Below are 17,726 nucleotides of genomic sequence, written 5' to 3' on the forward strand. Positions count from 1 at the left end.
ATCAGGGTAGTCAGTACGCCAGCCGCCTTTTCCGGCAGCGGCTATGGCGATATCGGATGGAACAGAGCATGAGCCGTCGAGGTAACTGCTGGGACAATTCACCGATGGAACGGTTGTTCCGCAGTCTGAAGTCAGAGTGGATCCCACCAACCGGTTACCTAACAGCCCAGGAAGCTCAACGGGACATCAGTCATTACCTGATGCACCGTTACAACTGGATCAGGCCGCATCAGTACAACGACGGACTGCCACCTGCGGTGGCCGAAGAAAAACTTAACCCACTGTCCGGGATGGGTTGACCACTACATACCGTCAATCATGAGCAGCGCTATCTATCTGCGGTTTTCTCCGAGCTGATCCGTCTAGGCACATGGCACGGAATCAACCCGCTGGCCAAGATCCGCCAGATCAAGACCGACCAGACCGAGCTGACGTTTCTGACCCTGGATCAAGTCGGCCTGTTGCTTGATGAGTGCCGCACGTCCACGAACAACCATACCTATCCTGTCGCCCTGATCTGCTTGGCTACTGGCGCACGTTGGGATGAAGCCGAGAGTCTGAGTCGCGCCAGCCTGTTCGGCGGCAAGGCGCACTTCCACCGGACGAAGAACCGTAAGTCCCGGTCTGTGTCGATTCCCAAGGAAGTTGAGGAAGCTGCGCTATCGGTTGCGATGCCAGGATCTGGCCGGCTATTCATGCCCTGCAGGGCTGCTTTCCGTAGTGCGTACCAGCGTTGCGGTTTCCACACACCGGGGCAGCTAACCCACATCCTGCGGCACACGTTCGCCAGCCATTACATGATGGGGGGAGGGGATATTCTCAGCCTGCAGCGCATCCTGGGGCATTCGTCTATTGCGATGACCATGCGCTATGCACATTTGTCGCCTGATCACTTGGCCTCGGCCCTTCGGCTGTCGCCGCTGCAGCAGAGCAGCTACGCCATTGGCCTGTAAACATGTATGCATGTCTACATGCATGCACGTATGATAGCAATGACTGCATTGATTTCATTTGGAGGGCTCCATGGCAACTATCACTATTCGAAATCTGGATGATGACCTCAAGGCCATGCTGCGCGTTGTTGCTGCTAGCCACGGGCGTTCCATGGAAGAAGAGGCGAGACTGATCATTCGCCAAGCGCTGACCAAGCAAGATAAGAAAGGTGGTTTGGGTAGTCGCATCCATGCTCGTTTTTCTGCAGTGGGTGGTGCTGACCTTGAAGTGCCTGAGCGAAGCACTAAAGCCAGTGCTGCGAGCTTCGACGAATGATCCTGATTGACACCAACGTGCTTTCTGAGCTGATGAAAGCCAAGCCAGCGTTAGAAGTTCTGTCATGGATCGACCAGCAGCCTGCAGGGCAGCTCTATATAAGCTCCATCACCGTGGCTGAAATCCTCTATGGAATCGCTCGACTGCCTGATGGAAAGCGCAAGACTGCTTTCGCCGATCTGGCGAAGCTGATGTTTGATGAGGATTTTGCGGGGCGAATTCTGCCGTTCGATACCGATGCGGCGATTCGCTATGCCAGTTTGGCTGCAGCCAGTGAGGCGAAGGGAAGAGTGTCAGATATGGTCGATGCCCAGATCGCTGCCATTGCGGCTTTATACGATGCGCCTGTTGCTACGCGTAATGTTCGGCACTTCGATCACCTGGGGGTTAGCGTCATAAACCCTTGGGTCGATTGATCGTAGTGGACACGCCGTAGCCACCAAACAAAAAAGGGCTTACCTTTCGGTAAACCCTTGATTTGTTTGGTGGCTACGCAGGGACTTGAACCCCGGACCCCAGCATTATGAATGCTATGCTCTAACCAGCTGAGCTACGTAGCCGAGTGGCGCGCATTTTCCGCATCTGTCGGGGGAGTGTCAAGCCCTGATGCAGAATAAATTTACGAACTTTCAAATGCTTAGCCGTTTGCCTCGGTTTCTCTCTCGCTGCCCCTCCCTTAAGTGATCTCCACGCGGTTGCGGCCATTCTGTTTGGCGCGATAGAGCGCGGTGTCGGCGCGGCTCAGGGCGTTGTCCGGGGTTGGGTCTTGTTGGGCGAGCTGGGTAATGCCGATGCTCAGGGTCAGGTGAATTTCCTGGTTGTCGACGCGTAGTGGCTGACTGGCGAGGGCGTGTTGCACGCGGCAGGCGAAGTCGCGCGCAGGGAAGCTGCCCGCGCCGCTGAGCAGTACGGCGAACTCTTCGCCGCCGATGCGGCCGGCTAAGTCGCTGGTGCGTAGCTGGGCGCGCAGAATATCGCTGAAATGGCGCAGGGCGCGGTCGCCGATGCCGTGGCCCCATTTGTCGTTGACCAGCTTGAAGTGGTCCAGGTCGCACATCAGCAGGCTCGAGACGCTGACGTCGCGGCGCTGGATGCGAGCTTGCTCAGTTTTCAGGTAGGCCATGAACACGCGCCGGTTGGCGAGCTGGGTGAGAGCGTCCATGGAGGCGAATTCGTGCAGTTCGCGCTCGACGTGCTTGCGCTCGGTGATGTCGGTGACCATGCCGTGCCAAATGATGCTGCCATCCGCTTTGCACTGCGGCCGTGCTTCGCCCAGGTGCCAGCGTAGGCCTTGTCTGGGCAGTTGCACCCGGTATTCGATGTGCCAGATGCAGGCCTCGCTCAGGGCGTGTGCGCGAGACTGGTTGAACACCTCGAGGTCATCCGGGTGTACGCAGCTGTCGAGGAGTGTTGGGTTCTGCTGCAGCTGTTCCGGGGTTACTTCGAACAGGTCGCGAACGCCGGCGCTGAGGTAAGTGAAGTGGCCAGTGCCGTCCGCTTGGCTACAGAACTGGAAAACCACGCCGGGAACCTGGTCGGTCAGTTGGGTGATCAGCTCAATGTTGTGTTGCAGGCGTTCGGACAGCGAGCGCACTTTGCTGATGTCGGTCGTGATGCCGAGCATGCGCAGGGCGTTGCCTGCTGCGTCGCGGCTGACTACCTTGCCTCGGCTGTTTACCCATTTGTAAGTGCCGTCCTGGCAGCGCAGGCGATGCTCAACCTGATATTGCTCGGTCTGGCCACTTATGTGCGCCTGCATCGACTGCGTCACCTGTTCGAGTTCGTCAGGGTGAATGCGCGCGAAGGCATCTTCGATACGGTTGCTGACTTCATTGGCGGCATAGCCGAGCATGGATTTCCAGGCCGCGGAGTAGTGAATTCTGCCAGTGCTCAGGTCGCGGTCCCAGATCCCCGTACCGCTGCCCTGGATGGCCAGTGCAAGGAGCGTTTCTTCAGTCTTGGCTTGGGCCTGGATGATTATCTGGGCGACGCTATCAGCGATGTCCTGCAGCGATAGCTGAAGGTCGGCGTCGATACTTCGTGGCGTAGTGCCGGCGAGGTAGAGCACGCCGAGGCATTCACCGGTATCAGCGCGCAACGGGTAGCCGGCAAAGCAGATCAGGGGCTCCGGGCAGGGCGTTGTTTCTTGGATCAACAGGGGTGATTGGCTAATCCGAGCGTGTGCAATCAGCGGCGACAGGGCTTCTTCAATGCTGCTGGGCGGTGCGGGCTCGAGCTGTATCGGCTCATCGCCGCCGGCAAAGGTGGCGACGCCGCAGATACTTAAGCCGGATAGACGCCTGGCAAGGCGCAGCAGCGCATCGAAGCGCGCGGATGCGGTGCTGGCGGACGACGATCCCGGGGCAGAACACTCATGGTCGGGTTTCACGGTACAGCGCCTGCAGAGGAGGGCAGGGCCAGTATACTGCCGCGGCGCGCAAAGCATAGGGCGGTGATGGCAAATGGCCTCATAGCAATATGCTATGGACAATACGGTACTGCAGAAACGACGAAGCCGCGTTATTCACGCGGCTTCGTTCATTACGGCAAAGGCTTAGACGTTGAAGCGGAAGTGCATCACGTCGCCGTCCTTGACGATGTATTCCTTGCCTTCCAGGCGCCATTTACCAGCTTCCTTGGCACCGGCTTCACCTTTGAACTGGATGAAGTCGTCATAGGCGATGACTTCGGCGCGGATGAAGCCTTTCTCGAAGTCGGTGTGGATCGCGGCAGCCGACTGTGGCGCGGTGGCGCCGACCTTGACGGTCCAGGCGCGGACTTCTTTCACGCCAGCGGTGAAGTAGGTCTGCAGGTTGAGCAGGTCGTAGCCAGCGCGGATCACGCGGTTCAGGCCCGGCTCGGTCATGCCCATGGTTTCGAGGAACATCTGCATTTCTTCCAGATCGTCCAGTTCGGCGATCTCGGCTTCGATCTTGTTGCACACCGGCACGACGATGGCGCCTTCTTCGTCGGCAATGGCTTGCACCACGTCGAGCAGCGGGTTGTTCTCGAAACCGTCTTCGGCAACGTTGGCGATGTACATCACTGGCTTGGTGGTCAGCAGGTGGAAGGTCTTGGCCAGACGCTTCTCGTCGTCACCCAGGTTTTTCAGCAGGCTGCGTGCCGGCTTGCCTTCGGTGAAGTGCGGGATGAGTTTTTCCAGCAGCGCTTTCTGCGCCACGGCTTCCTTGTCGCCGCCCTTGGCGGTGCGGGTAACGCGCTGCAGTTGTTTCTCGCAGCTGTCGAGGTCGGCCATGATCAGTTCGAGGTCGATGATCTCGATGTCACGCTTGGGGTCGACGCTGTTGGCGACGTGGATGACGTTCTCGTCTTCGAAGCAGCGCACCACGTGGGCGATGGCGTCGGTCTCGCGGATGTTGGCGAGGAACTTGTTGCCCAGGCCTTCACCTTTCGAGGCGCCGGCAACGAGGCCCGCGATATCGACGAATTCCATGGTGGTGGGGATGACTTTCTCTGGCTTGACGATGGCCGACAAGGCATCGAGGCGCGGGTCGGGCATCGGCACGATACCGCTGTTCGGCTCGATGGTGCAGAACGGGAAGTTCTCAGCAGCGATGCCGGACTTGGTGAGGGCATTGAACAGGGTGGACTTGCCGACGTTGGGCAGGCCGACGATGCCGCAATTGAATCCCATGGTGTATCCCTCGCGCCAATGGCGGTAGCTGAAATTAGAGTGTGGCTTTCTGGCTGTGCAGCTTGCGCATCGCTACTGTCCAGTCACCGGCAAGGATTTCCGGGAGGACGTCGAGCGCGAAGCCGATGCTGGTATCCAGCAGCTCCTGTTCGCCACGCGGTGCGCGACCGAGCACGAAGTTGGAGACCATGCTGGCATGCCCGGGATGGCCGATGCCAAGCCGCAGGCGGTGGAAATTATTCTGGTTGCCGAGTTGCGCGATGATGTCGCGCAGCCCGTTATGCCCGCCGTGCCCGCCACCCTGTTTGAGTTTGGCGACGCCGGGAGGCATGTCGAGTTCGTCGTGGGCCACCAGGATTTCTTCGGGCTTGAGCTTGAAGAAATTCGCCAACGCCGCCACGGACTGGCCGCTGCGGTTCATGAAGGTGGTGGGGATGAGCAGACGAACTTCGCGACCCTGGTGATTGAACTTGCCCACCAGGCCGAAATACTTGCGATCTACGCTGAGATCCACGCGCTGGCTGTCCGCCAGGCGCTCAACGAAAAGGGCCCCTGCATTGTGCCGGGTCTGGTCGTATTCGGGGCCCGGGTTACCCAGGCCAACGATCAGTTGTACGGCAGTCATACAGGAGCCCTTCCCTAAAGCTAGGCCCACACCTGAGTGTGGAGCGCCGCGAGATTACTCGGCGGTGCTTTCGCCTTCGCTGTCTTCTTCCACACGAACGCGCGGCAGGTGGATGCTGGCAACCGGCAGATCGCTGCCGTGGGCCAGAGCAACCAGCTCAACGCCTTTCGGCAGTTTGATGTCGGACAGGTGAACGGTCTGGTCAACTTCGACGTTAGCCATGTCGACTTCGATGAATTCCGGCAGGTCTTTCGGCAGGCAGGAAACTTCAACTTCGTTGGTAGCGTGCAGCACTTCGCCGCCGCCTTTTTTGACGCCAACCGAAGAGGCTTCGTTGATGAAGTGCAGCGGTACGTGTGCGGTCAGTTTCTGGCCAGCGATCACGCGGATGAAGTCAGCGTGCAGAACGAAGCCTTTGGCCGGGTGGCGCTGCAGGGCTTTGATCAGAACGTTTTCTTTCTTGCCATCAACGGTCAGGTTCAGCACGTGGCTGAATGCCGCTTCGTTTTCCAGCAGCTTGGCGAAATCTTTAGCAACCAGACTGATGGAAACAGGGGCTTTTTCTCCACCGTAGATTACGGCAGGAACCAGGCTGGCGTTACGACGCAGGCGGCGGCTCGCACCTTTCCCCAGGTCGGAACGCGCTTCGGCATTCAGAGTAAATTCAGCAGTCATTTCACTTCTCCAAAATAACCAAACCGCCCGTTACGCTTGCGACCAGCGACGGGGCGGTTCAGTGAAAAGCCTGGCCAACTGGCCAGGCATGTTTCGTCAGGGCTGTTCCGGGTTAGCGGAACATGGCGCTGATCGATTCTTCATTGCTGATGCGGCGCACCGCTTCAGCGACAACCGGCGCGATGTCCAGTTGGCGAATACGCGAACACGATTGGGCGGCAGCAGATAGCGGGATGGTGTTGGTCACCACCAGCTCGTAGAGTACCGAATTTTCTATGTTCTCGATGGCACGACCCGACAGCACTGGGTGCGTGGCATAAGCATAAACCTTGGCAGCACCGTGTTCCTTCAGAGCCTTGGCCGCGTGGCACAGGGTGCCGGCGGTGTCGACCATGTCGTCGACCAGGATGCAGGTACGACCTTCCACGTCACCAATGATGTGCATCACTTCGGAGTGGTTGGCTTTTTCACGGCGCTTGTCGATGATCGCCAGATCGACACCCAGGGATTTGGCTACGGCGCGAGCACGCACCACACCGCCAATGTCCGGTGAGACGATCATCAGATTTTCGAAGCGTTGATCTTCGATGTCATCAACCAGTACGGGCGAGCCGTAGATGTTGTCGACGGGAATATCGAAGAAGCCTTGAATCTGGTCAGCGTGCAGGTCGACGGTGAGAACCCGGTCGATGCCTACAACGGTGAGCATGTCGGCCACGACTTTGGCGCTGATTGCCACACGAGCGGAGCGCGGACGGCGATCCTGGCGGGCATAGCCGAAGTAGGGGATGACTGCAGTGATTCGAGTCGCTGAGGAGCGGCGGAAGGCATCTGCCATCACCACCAGTTCCATTAGGTTGTCATTGGTTGGCGCGCACGTCGGTTGAATCAGGAATACGTCTTTACCGCGGACGTTTTCGTTGATTTCAATCATGATTTCGCCGTCGGAGAATTTTCCGACCGAGGCATCACCGAGGGGGATGTGCAGCTGACGAACGATGCGTCGCGCCAGATCGGGGTTAGCGTTCCCCGTAAAGACCATCATCTTGGACACGCGCAGTACCTGTCGGCTGAGGGTAACCTGGATGAGTAAAAATGGCAGGGGCGGCTGGATTCGAACCAACGCATGCCAGGATCAAAACCTGGTGCCTTACCGCTTGGCGACGCCCCTGTATCGTGTGTGACGCAATGCTGCTCAATTCGGTACTACGAGCCACCCTTGGGTGGTTATGGCAGGGGCGGCTGGATTCGAACCAACGCATGCCAGGATCAAAACCTGGTGCCTTACCGCTTGGCGACGCCCCTGTAACGTATAACCGATGCTACGCATTCACTTCCTGACCAGTTCTTGCAGCTTGCGATGCAACATTGAAACGTTGGCACCCTGTGCAACAAAACTTGGCAGTGTGGCTGGAAGTTGGCGGGCGACTTTATCAGCATCGTCCTTGTTTGGGAAGCTCCCAAACACACAAGCTCCAGTACCGGTCAATCTTGTTGGAACAAATTTGTTCAGCAAGATCAGCGCGTTACGAACAGCTGGGTAACGCTTCTCGACGACCGGCTGGCAGTCATTACGACCACCCCCCTCAAGAAGGCTGCGAACTTTAATGGGCGGCGTATCGCGTGTCAACTCGGCGTCGGAGAAAACTTCTGCTGTACTGACAAGCACTTGCGGCACGGCAACGAGAAACCAGGGCTCCGGCAGCTCGACCGGGGTCAGTTTCTCGCCAACGCCTTCGGCGAATGCCGCACGGCCGCGCACGAATACCGGTACGTCAGCACCCAGGCCCAGGCCCAGCGCCGCCAGGCGATCTTCGTTCCAGTCGAGGTCCCACAGGTGGACGAGGCCGAGCAACGTGGTGGCGGCATCCGAGCTGCCGCCACCAATACCACCGCCCATCGGCAGGCGTTTTTTCAGCCAGATGTCCGCGCCCAGTTGCGTGCCGCTTTGGTCCTGCAATTGCCTGGCGGCACGCACGATCAGGTTGCTGTCGTGAGGTACGCCGTCGATTTCGGTGTGCAGGCGAATGACGCCATCCTCGCGCAGGCTAAAGCCAAGCTCGTCACCGTGATCAAGAAACTGAAACAGGGTCTGCAGCTCGTGATAGCCGTCGTCGCGGCGGCCGAGAATGTGCAGCATCAGGTTGAGCTTGGCCGGAGCCGGCAGAAGCAGTTCGGCGTGAGCGGGGATGGCGTCTGTGGTCATGGCGGCAATGGCTGGCAAGAGGGAGTAAGAGAGTCGCGCAGGCTAGCGCAGCCCGTAACCTGGGTCGAGCGCAGCAACACCCGGGAATTTGGTCCTGGGTATCGCTGCGCTCAACCGCAGGCTACAGCACGGGAAAAACGCGCGATGCGGGAATGCATCGCGCGCGGAGGGCTGGAGCTGGATTACTGGCCGAGGTGACGCGGTTGCCAGTCCTTGATCACCAGCGTCACCTGCAGGTCATGGCCTTCGAGGCGCAGGCGCTCGGGCAGCCAGTAGCCGTCTTGCTCGGTATAGCGGGTGTAGCTGACTTCCCAGCCATCCTGGCTCAGCTGCGCCAGGCGGCTGTCAGCGTCGAGAGTCAGGCGGCTCTTGCTGTCTGGCGCGGGCAGGCCGCGAATCCACCACAGCAGGTGCGAAACTGGCAGGTTGAGGCCAAGCTGCTCTTGCAGCAGTTCCTCCGGTGAACTGGCTTGATAGCGGCCCTGGTTGGCTACTTCCAGTTCGATGTTGCCGGGGCGACCGGTCAGGCGTGCAGCACCGCGCCCTAGTGGGCCAGACAGGCGAATGTCTGCGTAATCCTGGCGTTGCAGCCAGAACAGTGTGCCGCTGCCCGAATCACGTGGTGCACGGATGCCGACTTTGCCGTTGATCTGCCAGCCATCGAGCGTGCTGATCTGCTGCTTGTGCGCTTGCCAGCGAGCAGAATCACCCAGTCCCTGTTGCACCGCCTCGCGGGTCGACAGGCCGGAGCAGCCCGCCAGCAAGGCGAGGAGGGCGAGTGCGAAAAGGGGGCGAAGCGACATCAGGGTTTCTCCGATCCGGTCAGGCGCTGCACGGTGCTGCGCAGAATTTCACTGTCAGGCTGCTCCTTGAGAGCATCGCGCCAGATCGTTCTGGCTTCGCGCTGCTTGCCTTGTGCCCACAACGCTTCGCCCAGGTGAGCGGCGACTTCGTGATCCGGGAAGCGTTCGAACGCCTGGCGCAGCCACTTCTCTGCTTCGGCGAGGTTGCCGAGGCGGAAGTTGGCCCAGCCGAGGCTGTCGAGAATCGCCGGATCTTCAGGGTTGAGATCGTGAGCTTTCTGGATCAGCTGCAGGCCTTCCTGGTGGCGATCGGTGCGGTCAACGAGGGTGTAGCCCAGGGCGTTGAGGGCCATGGCGTTGTCCGGCTCGCGCTCGAGGATCAGGCGCAGGTCGCGCTCCAGCTGCTTCAGGTCGCCGCGTGGCTCTGCGAGCATGGCGCGGGTGTAGAGCAGGTTGATGTCGCCCGGGTATTGCTTGAGCGCCTGCTGGATAAGGTCCCAGGCCTGGTCGGGCTTGTCTTGTTTGGACAGCGACTCGGCTTCGATCAGGTACAGCTGCAGCGCGTATTCCGGCTCGCTATCGCGGGCTTCGGCCAGGTGCTTGGAGGCTTCCGCGCCGCGGCCGTTGGCAACCAGCAGATCGGTCATGCGCGCCTGGGCGGGCAGGTAGTCGTTGCCGCCGCCAACCATCGAATAGGCGAGCAGGGCTTCATTCACTTCACCGAGTGCTTCGTGAGCACGGCCCAGATTGTATTGCGCCGGGTCGACATGGGCGTCGCGCTGAACCAGTTCTTCCAAATAGACGATGGCCTCGCGCCAGGCTTCAGCTTCCAGGCACACCAGTGCCAGAGAGAAGCGCAGATCGTCATCTTCAGGGAATTGCTGCAGCAGCGACGAGAACTCGCCGCGGGCTTCATCCATGCGGCCCAGTTCGACCAGCTGACGGGCGTAGGTCAGACGCAGACGTTTGTCGCCTGGGTTGCGTTCCATGCCTTTCTTGAGCAGCGGCAGCGCTTCCTGGCCGCGACCCAGGCTTTGCAGCAAGCGCGCACGCAGCAGTAACGGTGCCGATTCGTCCTGCTTGGCTTCGCTGGATTCGAGCAGCTTCAGCGCTTCTTCAGCGCGGCCATCCTGTTGCAGCAGCAAGGCTTTGCCGAACAGCAGTTGGCCGTCGTTCGGGTACTTGCCGAGCAGGCGGTCGAAGCTTTGCAGCAGACCTGCGCGGGTATCCGGGTCGGTCTCGGCTGCGGAGAGGGCGAGGAAGTCGAAGTGCGTGTTGCCCTGACGCTGGCGCACGCGCTCCATATAAGTCATGGCTTCGTCGTAGCGACCGGCACGGGCCAGTTGCACGGCGGCGGCGCGCTGGGCGTCAACGTCGTCCGGAGCATTCTTGGCCCAGACCAACGAGGTATCCAGGGCTTCCTGCTCGGCGCCCAGGTACTCGGCGATGCGGAAGCCGCGTTCGGCAACGCCGGCATCCTGGGTCGCGTCGGCCTGCTGCACATAGTTGCTCAGGGCAATGTCGAAGCGGTTGCGCTGGCCGGCGAGTTCGGCGGTCAGCAGCGACAGCAGGGTTTCCTGACTGAACGAGCCGTAGGTTTCCGGCGCCTTGGCGGTTGCCTCGGTACCCGGTTCTTCCACGGGAACGTTGCCATCCGGTGCGGACGGCGCAAAAGTCTGACAACCGCCCAGCAGGGCCAGGGCGGTGAGCAACGCGATGGGTCTATTCATAGGGAGAAATGCGACTAACCTGCGGTTTTGGCCATCATGACACAAGCCGTTGGGCAAGCCCATGGGCAGCCCGTGTGTCCTGGCGATGTGGGGTTGGACTGTCGAAGGCTGAGCGGGTTGCATCGAATGCCAGGCGCAGCATCCCAGCGCTGGCGAAGTCATTCTCATTAGCTGTCATCACGTCTGGCTATCGACGCCATGCAAGGTGCGATGGTTGTTCTGCATCGACCGAAGTAGGACAATTGCCCGCTTCCAACCCCCTGTCAGCGACGTGCATGGCCTTTATTGCTCTCGGTATCAACCACAAGACCGCTTCGGTGGATGTTCGCGAGCGCGTGGCTTTTACTCCCGAGCAGCTCGTAGAGGCCCTGCAGCTGCTTTGCCGCCATACGCCAAGTCGTGAAGCGGCGATCCTGTCGACCTGCAATCGCAGCGAGCTCTACCTCGAACAGGATGGCCCGGGCGTCGATGCTGTGCTCAGCTGGTTGGCCGATTATCATCATTTGAGCGTCGATGAACTGCGTGCCTGCGCTTATATCCACGAAGATGATGCGGCAGTTCGTCACATGATGCGCGTGGCCTCCGGCCTCGACTCCATGGTGCTTGGCGAACCGCAGATTCTCGGCCAGATGAAGTCTGCTTTTGCCGTTGCCCGCGAGGCCGGTACCCTCGGGCCGTTGCTCGGGCGGTTGTTCCAGGCCACCTTCAGCACCGCCAAGCAGGTGCGTACCGATACCGCGATTGGCGAGAACCCGGTGTCGGTCGCTTTCGCCGCCGTCAGCCTGGCCAAACAGATCTTCGCCGACCTGCACCGCAGCCAGGCGCTGCTGATCGGCGCTGGCGAGACCATCAGCCTGGTGGCTCGCCATCTTCACGATCAGGGCATCAAGCGCATCGTCGTCGCCAACCGCACCCTGGAGCGTGCCAGCAGCCTGGCCGAGCAATTTGGCGCCCATGCCGTACTGCTCTCCGACATTCCTCAGGAGCTGGTGCACAGCGATATCGTCATCAGCTCCACTGCCAGCCAGCTGCCGATTCTCGGCAAGGGCGCGGTGGAAAGCGCCCTCAAACAGCGCAAGCACAAACCGATCTTCATGGTCGATATCGCCGTGCCGCGGGATATCGAGCCCGAAGTCGGCGAGCTTGATGACGTCTATCTGTATACCGTCGACGACCTGCATGAAGTCATCGCGGAAAACCTCAAGAGCCGTCAGGGCGCGGCGCAGGCAGCTGAAGAACTGGTGGCGGTCGGCGCTGATGATTTCATGGTGCGCCTGCGTGAGCTGGCCGCGGTTGATGTGCTCAGGGCATACCGCCAACAGGCCGAACGCCTGCGTGACGATGAACTGGCCCGTGCCCAACGCATGCTCGCCAACGGCGCCGCCGCCGAAGAAGTGCTGGCTCAGCTGGCTCGGGGCTTGACCAACAAGCTGCTGCACGCACCCAGCGTGCAATTGAAGAAGTTCTCCGCCACCGGGCGCATCGACGCGCTGGGCGTGGCTCAGGAGCTGTTCGCTCTGGAAGAAGGCACGTCGTCCGGCTTGGTCAATAAATAGAAGGCATGTAATGAAAGCTTCGCTGATCAATAAACTCGATCTGTTGCACGACCGTTTCGAAGAAGTCACGGCGCTGCTTGGCGATGCCGAGGTGATCACCAACCAGACCCAGTTTCGCGCCTACTCCAAGGAATACGCCGAGATCGAGCCGGTGATCGCCGCGTTTCGCGAATTCCGCAAGGTGCAGGCTGACCTCGACGGCGCCCAGGCGCTGCTCAAGGACAGCGACCCGGACATGCGCGAGATGGCCGAGGAAGAAGTCGACACTGCCAAGGCCCGCCTACTTGAGCTGGAAGACAGCCTGCAGCGCATGCTGCTGCCGAAGGATCCCAATGACGGCCGTAACGTGTTTCTCGAGGTGCGTGCCGGTACTGGCGGTGACGAGGCGGCGATCTTTGCCGGTGATCTGTTTCGCATGTATTCGCGCTATGCCGAAAAGCAGGGCTGGCGCGTCGAGGTACTGTCCGCCAACGAGGGCGAGCACGGCGGCTTCAAGGAAGTGATCGCCCGGGTCGAAGGCGAAAACGTATTCGGCAAGCTCAAGTTCGAGTCCGGTGCGCACCGCGTACAGCGTGTGCCGGAAACCGAGTCCCAGGGGCGTATTCATACGTCGGCCTGCACCGTTGCGGTGTTGCCCGAGCCGGACGAGCAAATGGCCATCGAGATCAACCCGGCGGATTTGCGCGTCGACACCTATCGCTCATCGGGCGCTGGCGGTCAGCACGTCAACACCACCGACTCGGCGATCCGCATCACTCACATTCCCACCGGCACCGTGGTCGAGTGTCAGGAAGAGCGCTCGCAACACAAGAACCGAGCCAAGGCCATGGCCTGGCTGTCGGCCAAGCTCAAGGATCAGCAGGACGCCGCCGCGCACAAGGAAATCTCCGACACGCGCAAGCTGCTGGTCGGCTCCGGCGATCGCTCCGAACGCATCCGCACCTACAACTTCCCCCAGGGCCGGGTGACCGATCACCGCATCAACCTGACCCTGTATTCGCTCAACGAAGTGATCGCCGGTAGCGTCGATGCGGTGATCGAGCCGCTGCTCGCCGAATACCAGGCCGATCAGCTGGCCGCGTTGAGCGACTAAATAGCACCCAAGAGGATGATGCCTTTCATCCGCCATCAGCCCCGCGCGACGAATCGATAACGTGCGGGCTACGCGCCCGATCCACTCGACAATATAGATATGGCCAGCATCGAATCCCTGCTTCGTACCGCCGAACTGCCTGACTCGCCCAGCCCGCGGCTGGACGCCGAGCTCCTGCTGGCCGATGCCCTGGGCAAGCCGCGCAGCTACCTGCGCACCTGGGCCGACCGTGAAGTGGACGCCGAGGCAGCGGCGCGGTTCGCAAGCAGCCTGGCACGTCGGCGTAACGGTGAGCCAGTCGCCTACATTCTTGGCCGCCAGGGCTTCTGGAGCCTGGATCTGGACGTCGCCCCGCACACCCTGATTCCACGCCCGGATACCGAGTTACTGGTGGAAACCTCGCTGACGCTGCTGCCCGGCGGTCCGGCTCGGGTGCTCGATCTCGGCACCGGCAGCGGCGCCATCGCCCTGGCGTTGGCAAGCGAACGGCCGTCCTGGCAGGTCACCGGCGTTGACCGGGTGGGCGAGGCCGTGGCGCTGGCTGAGGGCAATCGCGCGCGCCTGGGGTTGCACAATGCCGTGTTCAAGGTGAGCCACTGGTTCGATGCACTGGGAGGCGAGCGGTACGGGCTGATCGTCAGCAATCCGCCCTATATCGCCAGCGATGATCATCACCTGGGTGAGGGCGACGTGCGTTTCGAGCCGAGCAGTGCGCTGGTATCGGGTGCTGACGGGCTGGACGACATTCGCCTGATCATCACTGGGGGGCCGGCGTATCTGGCGGCGCCTGGCTGGCTGCTGCTTGAACATGGATTTGATCAGGCTGAGGCGGTACGCGAGCTGTTGAACCAGCGCGGCTTCGTCGAGGTTCACAGTCGCCGCGATCTCGCCGATCATGAGCGCATCAGCCTGGGACGATGGCCACATGAATGAACACCTGAGCGACGAGGAACTGCTGCGCTACAGTCGGCAGATTCTGCTCTCGCAGATCGATGTAGACGGCCAGTTGCGCCTCAAAGCCAGCCGCGTGCTGATCGTCGGCCTCGGCGGTCTCGGCTCGCCAGTGGCGCTGTATCTGGCCGCGGCCGGCGTGGGTGAACTGCACCTGGCGGATTTCGACAGAGTCGACTTGAGCAACCTGCAACGGCAGATCGCCCACGACACGACGAATATCGGCCAAAGCAAAGTCGACTCGGCGCTGGCTCGGCTGGCGGCGATTAACCCTGAAATCACCCTACGTGCCTACCGTCAGGCGCTGGATGCGGATTCGCTTGCAGCGGCCGTGACGGCGGTAGACCTGGTGCTCGACTGCTCGGACAACTTCACCACCCGTGAGGCCGTCAATGCCGCCTGCGTGGCCGCGCGGCGGCCACTGGTCAGCGGTGCAGCGATCCGCCTGGAAGGGCAGCTTTCGGTGTTCGACCCGCGCCGTGACGATAGCCCCTGTTATCACTGCTTGTATGGCCACGGCAGCGAAGCCGAGCTGACTTGCAGCGAAGCCGGTGTCGTCGGGCCGTTGGTTGGCCTGGTCGGCAGCCTGCAGGCACTCGAGGCCTTGAAGCTGCTGGCCGGCTTTGGCGAGGCGCTGGTCGGACGGTTGCTGCTGATCGATGCCTTCGGTTCGCGCTTTCGTGAACTGCGGGTCAAGCGCGACCCCGCTTGCGCTGTGTGCGGAAGCGCCGCCCATGCGTGACGCGCCAATCGGGGTGTTCGATTCCGGTGTCGGTGGCCTCACGGTATTGCGCGAGATTCGCGTGCTGCTGCCAGACGAGGCGCTGCTGTATGTAGCCGACAGCGGGCATGTGCCTTATGGCGAAAAGAGCCCGGAGTACATCCGCGAGCGTTGTCGGGTAATCGCGGCTTTCTTGCTCGCCAAAGGCGCCAAGGCGCTGGTGCTGGCGTGCAACACCGCAACCGTAGCGGGCGTCGCTGAGCTGCGTACGCTGTACCCGCAGTTGCCGATCGTGGCGATGGAGCCCGCAGTCAAGCCGGCTGCTGCAGCCACGCGCTCCGGTGTAGTCGGTGTGTTGGCCACCACTGGAACCCTGAAAAGTGCCCGCTTCGCGGCGCTGCTGGATCAGTTCGCCAGCGACGTTCGAGTGGTTACCCAGCCTTGTCCTGGGTTAGTTGAGCTGATCGAAGCAGGGGATCTTAACGATCCAGCACTGCACCTGCTGCTGCGCGGCTATGTCGAGCCGTTGCTGGCCGAGGGCTGCGACACGCTGATTCTCGGTTGCACTCACTACCCCTTCCTGAGGCCGCTGCTCGAACAGTGGTTGGATCCGTCGATCAGCCTGATAGATACCGGCGCCGCTGTCGCCCGGCAACTGCAACGGCTGTTGGTCAGTCGCGACCTGCTGGCCGCAGGGCCGCGCTGTGCAGACCACTTCTGGTGCAGCGGCGATCCTTTGGCCATGCAGCAGGTGTTGCCACGCCTGTGGGGCAGCGCCGAACCGGTGGCTGGGCTGCCTTCGATTAATTAACCGTTGGGTTAGTAAATATTTCTAGAACCAAGGGAACTTGTCTAAAGTCTGTAACTGTAGCTTTCAGCATGCCCACTTAAAAACTAATAAGTCCCTATAAAAGGATGTATCGATGAAGAAGCTGGTTGGCTTGGTCGCTGCAGTTGCGTTGTCTCTTGGTTCGGTTACAGCCATTCAGGCTGCGGGTTTGAGTGTTTCCGTGGGGCAGACGGGCGACTCCACCATGGTTTATCGCCTGGGGGCTCAGTTCGATTTCAACAGCCGTTGGTTCGAAAGCAGTGTTGGCCACTTGGGCGGTTATTGGGATGCCGGTTACACCTACTGGCAGGGGGATGATACGTCCACCAACCACAGTGTTTCCTTTGCGCCGGTATTCGTTTACGAGTTCGCTGGGCAAACCGTCAAACCTTACCTGGAGGCGGGTATCGGGGTAGCAGCATTCTCCAATACCAAACTTGAATCCAATGATCTGGGTTCTTCGTTCCAGTTCGAAGATCGCATTGGTGCCGGCCTGCGTTTCGCCGGTGGCCATGAAGTGGGCATTCGCGCAATCCACTATTCCAACGCCGGCATCAAACAGCCTAACGATGGTGTAGAGGCATACTCGCTGCACTACCGCTTCAACTACTAAGCAGTAGTCGAGTCTTAAAAAAACCGGGCCTTGGCCCGGTTTTTTTATGCGCTGCTTTTGGGCGCCAGATCAGCGATAGATGGTGTCGATGCCGCTGCGCTCTTCTAGGCATTCCGGCGAGCCCATTTCAAACTCGCGGCAGATCAGCGGCCGCACTTCGTAGATGGTGCAGCGCATGGTGTCGCGATCCAGTGCCGCGCACCAGCCGTCGTCGAGGCGGCGCATCACTTCACCGCCCCAATCGTCGCTATCGATAAAGCGCTCGGGCACGCCGGTATCGGTGATCAGCATCACTTCCAGCTGGCAGCAGCAGGCCGCGCAGGTACTGCAAGTGACCTGCGCCTGTTCATTGAGCTGGGTATGGGGGATATGTCGTTCGTTACTCATCGCGCTAGTTTACGCCAGCCGCGGTGTTGCGCAGTGAATTCAAGCAGGGTGGCGATCTGCGCTATACAGCCTGGCGAAGCCGTGCAGCACCGGCAGCCCAGCCGCCCAGATCGCGGCCAGTAACGTCAACGTGGCGGTGTTGCCGTAGGGCAGGCTCATCACGTTCAGCCAGGTGCTGGCGCCGTAAGAGAGCAGGGCAAAGCCGGCGCCAATCAGGCTGGCGCGCCACAGCGGCCGCGCCGTCCAGGCCAGGCAGTGGCAAAGGGTGGTGCCGAGCAAGAGCCACGTCAGTGCTTGGTTCAACGGAACCAGCTGACGCGGCTCGCCGAAGTCGAACACACCCAGTTGCAGCAGGAAGCTATCCACCGCGCTGCCGAACAGAAACACGCTCATCAGCAGTTTGCCTTCGCGCTGCCAACTGCCGATGTGCAGCAGATGAACCAATAGCACCACCGCAACGACCCATAGCCAAGGCCCGCCACCGAGCAGGCAAGCGAGCCAGCCGCAGATAAATAGCAGGGCGTTTAGCGAGGTTTTAGGCACTGAGCAACATCCAGTCAGGTCTGCCTGGCGGCAGCAAACAAGACGCCGATGGTGCCGTGAGCGTGACGCG

General features: G+C 60.7%; 19 protein-coding genes, 3 tRNA genes and 1 pseudogene. 10 read left to right on the forward strand and 13 right to left on the reverse strand.

Annotated features, from left to right (window positions below; genetic code table 11):
* From BUC40_RS15320 to BUC40_RS15335, 4 genes and pseudogenes are all read left to right on the forward strand, one after another.
* The coding region (locus BUC40_RS15320; RefSeq protein WP_139272194.1) for an integrase core domain-containing protein at positions 1 to 299 on the forward strand (299 nt) is incomplete at its 5' end.
* Positions 300 to 305: 6 nt separating this feature from the next.
* A pseudogene (locus BUC40_RS15325) lies at positions 306 to 953 on the forward strand (phage integrase); the annotation flags it as partial.
* A gap of 70 nt (positions 954 to 1,023) precedes the next feature.
* Positions 1,024 to 1,269 (forward strand): FitA-like ribbon-helix-helix domain-containing protein, encoded by a 246-nt coding sequence (locus BUC40_RS15330; RefSeq protein ID WP_073267047.1) that lies wholly within the window; start codon positions 1,024 to 1,026, stop codon positions 1,267 to 1,269.
* On the forward strand, positions 1,266 to 1,685 hold the full coding sequence (locus tag BUC40_RS15335; RefSeq protein WP_073267048.1) for a type II toxin-antitoxin system VapC family toxin: 420 nt from the start codon (positions 1,266 to 1,268) through the stop codon (positions 1,683 to 1,685). Before BUC40_RS15330 ends, BUC40_RS15335 begins: the two co-directional genes overlap by 4 nt.
* Positions 1,686 to 1,752: 67 nt before the next feature.
* On the opposite strand, the gene BUC40_RS15340 is transcribed toward BUC40_RS15335, so the two are convergent.
* From BUC40_RS15340 to BUC40_RS15390, 11 genes are all read right to left on the reverse strand, one after another.
* Positions 1,753 to 1,829: transfer RNA gene (locus BUC40_RS15340), tRNA-Met, on the reverse strand.
* A gap of 116 nt (positions 1,830 to 1,945) precedes the next feature.
* Entirely contained in the window at positions 1,946 to 3,658 is a 1,713-nt protein-coding gene (locus BUC40_RS15345; protein ID WP_073267049.1) for a sensor domain-containing diguanylate cyclase, read from the reverse strand.
* Between the two features lie 165 nt (positions 3,659 to 3,823).
* Positions 3,824 to 4,924, reverse strand: a complete 1,101-nt coding sequence (ychF, locus tag BUC40_RS15350; RefSeq protein ID WP_073267050.1) for a redox-regulated ATPase YchF — start codon at positions 4,922 to 4,924, stop codon at positions 3,824 to 3,826.
* Positions 4,925 to 4,958: 34 nt separating this feature from the next.
* Positions 4,959 to 5,549, reverse strand: a complete 591-nt coding sequence (gene pth, locus BUC40_RS15355) for an aminoacyl-tRNA hydrolase (protein WP_073267051.1) — start codon at positions 5,547 to 5,549, stop codon at positions 4,959 to 4,961.
* Positions 5,550 to 5,603: 54 nt separating this feature from the next.
* Positions 5,604 to 6,224 carry a 50S ribosomal protein L25/general stress protein Ctc gene (locus tag BUC40_RS15360; protein ID WP_073267052.1) on the reverse strand — a complete coding sequence of 207 codons (621 nt, stop codon included), beginning with the start codon at positions 6,222 to 6,224 and terminating at the stop codon, positions 5,604 to 5,606.
* 112 nt (positions 6,225 to 6,336) lie between these two features.
* On the reverse strand, positions 6,337 to 7,278 hold the full coding sequence (locus BUC40_RS15365; RefSeq protein ID WP_073267053.1) for a ribose-phosphate pyrophosphokinase: 942 nt from the start codon (positions 7,276 to 7,278) through the stop codon (positions 6,337 to 6,339).
* 42 nt (positions 7,279 to 7,320) lie between these two features.
* Positions 7,321 to 7,395: transfer RNA gene (locus BUC40_RS15370), tRNA-Gln, on the reverse strand.
* A gap of 59 nt (positions 7,396 to 7,454) precedes the next feature.
* Positions 7,455 to 7,529, reverse strand: a tRNA-Gln gene (locus BUC40_RS15375).
* A 25-nt stretch (positions 7,530 to 7,554) separates the two neighbouring features.
* Positions 7,555 to 8,430, reverse strand: a complete 876-nt coding sequence (ispE, locus tag BUC40_RS15380; protein ID WP_073267054.1) for a 4-(cytidine 5'-diphospho)-2-C-methyl-D-erythritol kinase — start codon at positions 8,428 to 8,430, stop codon at positions 7,555 to 7,557.
* 182 nt (positions 8,431 to 8,612) lie between these two features.
* The gene (gene lolB / locus BUC40_RS15385; protein WP_073267055.1) at positions 8,613 to 9,233 is read right to left on the reverse strand and encodes a lipoprotein insertase outer membrane protein LolB; all 621 of its coding nucleotides are present in this window, start codon (positions 9,231 to 9,233) and stop codon (positions 8,613 to 8,615) included.
* Positions 9,233 to 10,963 carry a tetratricopeptide repeat protein gene (locus BUC40_RS15390; protein WP_073267056.1) on the reverse strand — a complete coding sequence of 577 codons (1,731 nt, stop codon included), beginning with the start codon at positions 10,961 to 10,963 and terminating at the stop codon, positions 9,233 to 9,235. The genes lolB and BUC40_RS15390 overlap by 1 nt, the downstream gene beginning before the upstream one ends.
* A 275-nt stretch (positions 10,964 to 11,238) precedes the next feature.
* Here BUC40_RS15390 and hemA point away from each other — a divergent pair, with 275 nt between their 5' ends.
* The 6 genes from hemA to BUC40_RS15420 all read left to right on the forward strand — a co-directional run bounded on the left by hemA (position 11,239) and on the right by BUC40_RS15420 (position 16,726).
* A complete protein-coding gene (gene hemA, locus BUC40_RS15395; protein WP_073267057.1) occupies positions 11,239 to 12,519 on the forward strand; it encodes a glutamyl-tRNA reductase in 1,281 nt (426 codons plus the stop codon).
* A gap of 10 nt (positions 12,520 to 12,529) precedes the next feature.
* A complete protein-coding gene (gene prfA, locus BUC40_RS15400) occupies positions 12,530 to 13,612 on the forward strand; it encodes a peptide chain release factor 1 (protein ID WP_073267058.1) in 1,083 nt (360 codons plus the stop codon).
* A 99-nt stretch (positions 13,613 to 13,711) separates the two neighbouring features.
* Positions 13,712 to 14,545: a peptide chain release factor N(5)-glutamine methyltransferase gene (gene prmC / locus BUC40_RS15405; protein WP_073267059.1), complete on the forward strand. Its 834-nt coding sequence runs from the start codon at positions 13,712 to 13,714 to the stop codon at positions 14,543 to 14,545.
* Positions 14,538 to 15,305 carry a molybdopterin-synthase adenylyltransferase MoeB gene (locus tag BUC40_RS15410; protein ID WP_073267060.1) on the forward strand — a complete coding sequence of 256 codons (768 nt, stop codon included), beginning with the start codon at positions 14,538 to 14,540 and terminating at the stop codon, positions 15,303 to 15,305. Before prmC ends, BUC40_RS15410 begins: the two co-directional genes overlap by 8 nt.
* On the forward strand, positions 15,298 to 16,095 hold the full coding sequence (gene murI, locus BUC40_RS15415; protein WP_073267061.1) for a glutamate racemase: 798 nt from the start codon (positions 15,298 to 15,300) through the stop codon (positions 16,093 to 16,095). Before BUC40_RS15410 ends, murI begins: the two co-directional genes overlap by 8 nt.
* Positions 16,096 to 16,207: 112 nt before the next feature.
* A complete protein-coding gene (locus BUC40_RS15420) occupies positions 16,208 to 16,726 on the forward strand; it encodes an acyloxyacyl hydrolase (protein WP_073267062.1) in 519 nt (172 codons plus the stop codon).
* A gap of 69 nt (positions 16,727 to 16,795) precedes the next feature.
* Here BUC40_RS15420 and BUC40_RS15425 read toward each other — a convergent pair whose 3' ends face one another.
* Positions 16,796 to 17,113, reverse strand: coding sequence for a YkgJ family cysteine cluster protein (locus BUC40_RS15425; protein WP_073267063.1), 318 nt, complete (start codon positions 17,111 to 17,113; stop codon positions 16,796 to 16,798).
* Positions 17,114 to 17,152: 39 nt separating this feature from the next.
* The gene (locus tag BUC40_RS15430) at positions 17,153 to 17,656 is read right to left on the reverse strand and encodes a DUF2878 domain-containing protein (RefSeq protein ID WP_073267064.1); all 504 of its coding nucleotides are present in this window, start codon (positions 17,654 to 17,656) and stop codon (positions 17,153 to 17,155) included.
* Positions 17,657 to 17,726: the final 70 nt, after the last annotated feature.

This window comes from Phytopseudomonas punonensis (assembly GCF_900142655.1).
Taxonomy (GTDB): domain Bacteria; phylum Pseudomonadota; class Gammaproteobacteria; order Pseudomonadales; family Pseudomonadaceae; genus Aquipseudomonas; species Aquipseudomonas punonensis.

Bases quoted from the DNA above. Each gene is read 5' to 3' on its own strand.
- lolB (WP_073267055.1), bottom strand. From the start codon at position 9,233: ATGTCGCTTCGCCCCCTTTTCGCACTCGCCCTCCTCGCCTTGCTGGCG.
- BUC40_RS15420 (WP_073267062.1), top strand. From the start codon at position 16,208: ATGAAGAAGCTGGTTGGCTTGGTCGCTGCAGTTGCGTTGTCTCTTGGT.
- ispE (WP_073267054.1), bottom strand. From the start codon at position 8,430: ATGACCACAGACGCCATCCCCGCTCACGCCGAACTGCTTCTGCCGGCT.
- hemA (WP_073267057.1), top strand. From the start codon at position 11,239: ATGGCCTTTATTGCTCTCGGTATCAACCACAAGACCGCTTCGGTGGAT.
- BUC40_RS15390 (WP_073267056.1), bottom strand. From the start codon at position 10,963: ATGAATAGACCCATCGCGTTGCTCACCGCCCTGGCCCTGCTGGGCGGT.
- pth (WP_073267051.1), bottom strand. From the start codon at position 5,549: ATGACTGCCGTACAACTGATCGTTGGCCTGGGTAACCCGGGCCCCGAA.
- BUC40_RS15410 (WP_073267060.1), top strand. From the start codon at position 14,538: ATGAATGAACACCTGAGCGACGAGGAACTGCTGCGCTACAGTCGGCAG.
- prmC (WP_073267059.1), top strand. From the start codon at position 13,712: ATGGCCAGCATCGAATCCCTGCTTCGTACCGCCGAACTGCCTGACTCG.
- BUC40_RS15330 (WP_073267047.1), top strand. From the start codon at position 1,024: ATGGCAACTATCACTATTCGAAATCTGGATGATGACCTCAAGGCCATG.
- prfA (WP_073267058.1), top strand. From the start codon at position 12,530: ATGAAAGCTTCGCTGATCAATAAACTCGATCTGTTGCACGACCGTTTC.
- BUC40_RS15335 (WP_073267048.1), top strand. From the start codon at position 1,266: ATGATCCTGATTGACACCAACGTGCTTTCTGAGCTGATGAAAGCCAAG.
- ychF (WP_073267050.1), bottom strand. From the start codon at position 4,924: ATGGGATTCAATTGCGGCATCGTCGGCCTGCCCAACGTCGGCAAGTCC.
- BUC40_RS15425 (WP_073267063.1), bottom strand. From the start codon at position 17,113: ATGAGTAACGAACGACATATCCCCCATACCCAGCTCAATGAACAGGCG.
- BUC40_RS15360 (WP_073267052.1), bottom strand. From the start codon at position 6,224: ATGACTGCTGAATTTACTCTGAATGCCGAAGCGCGTTCCGACCTGGGG.
- murI (WP_073267061.1), top strand. From the start codon at position 15,298: ATGCGTGACGCGCCAATCGGGGTGTTCGATTCCGGTGTCGGTGGCCTC.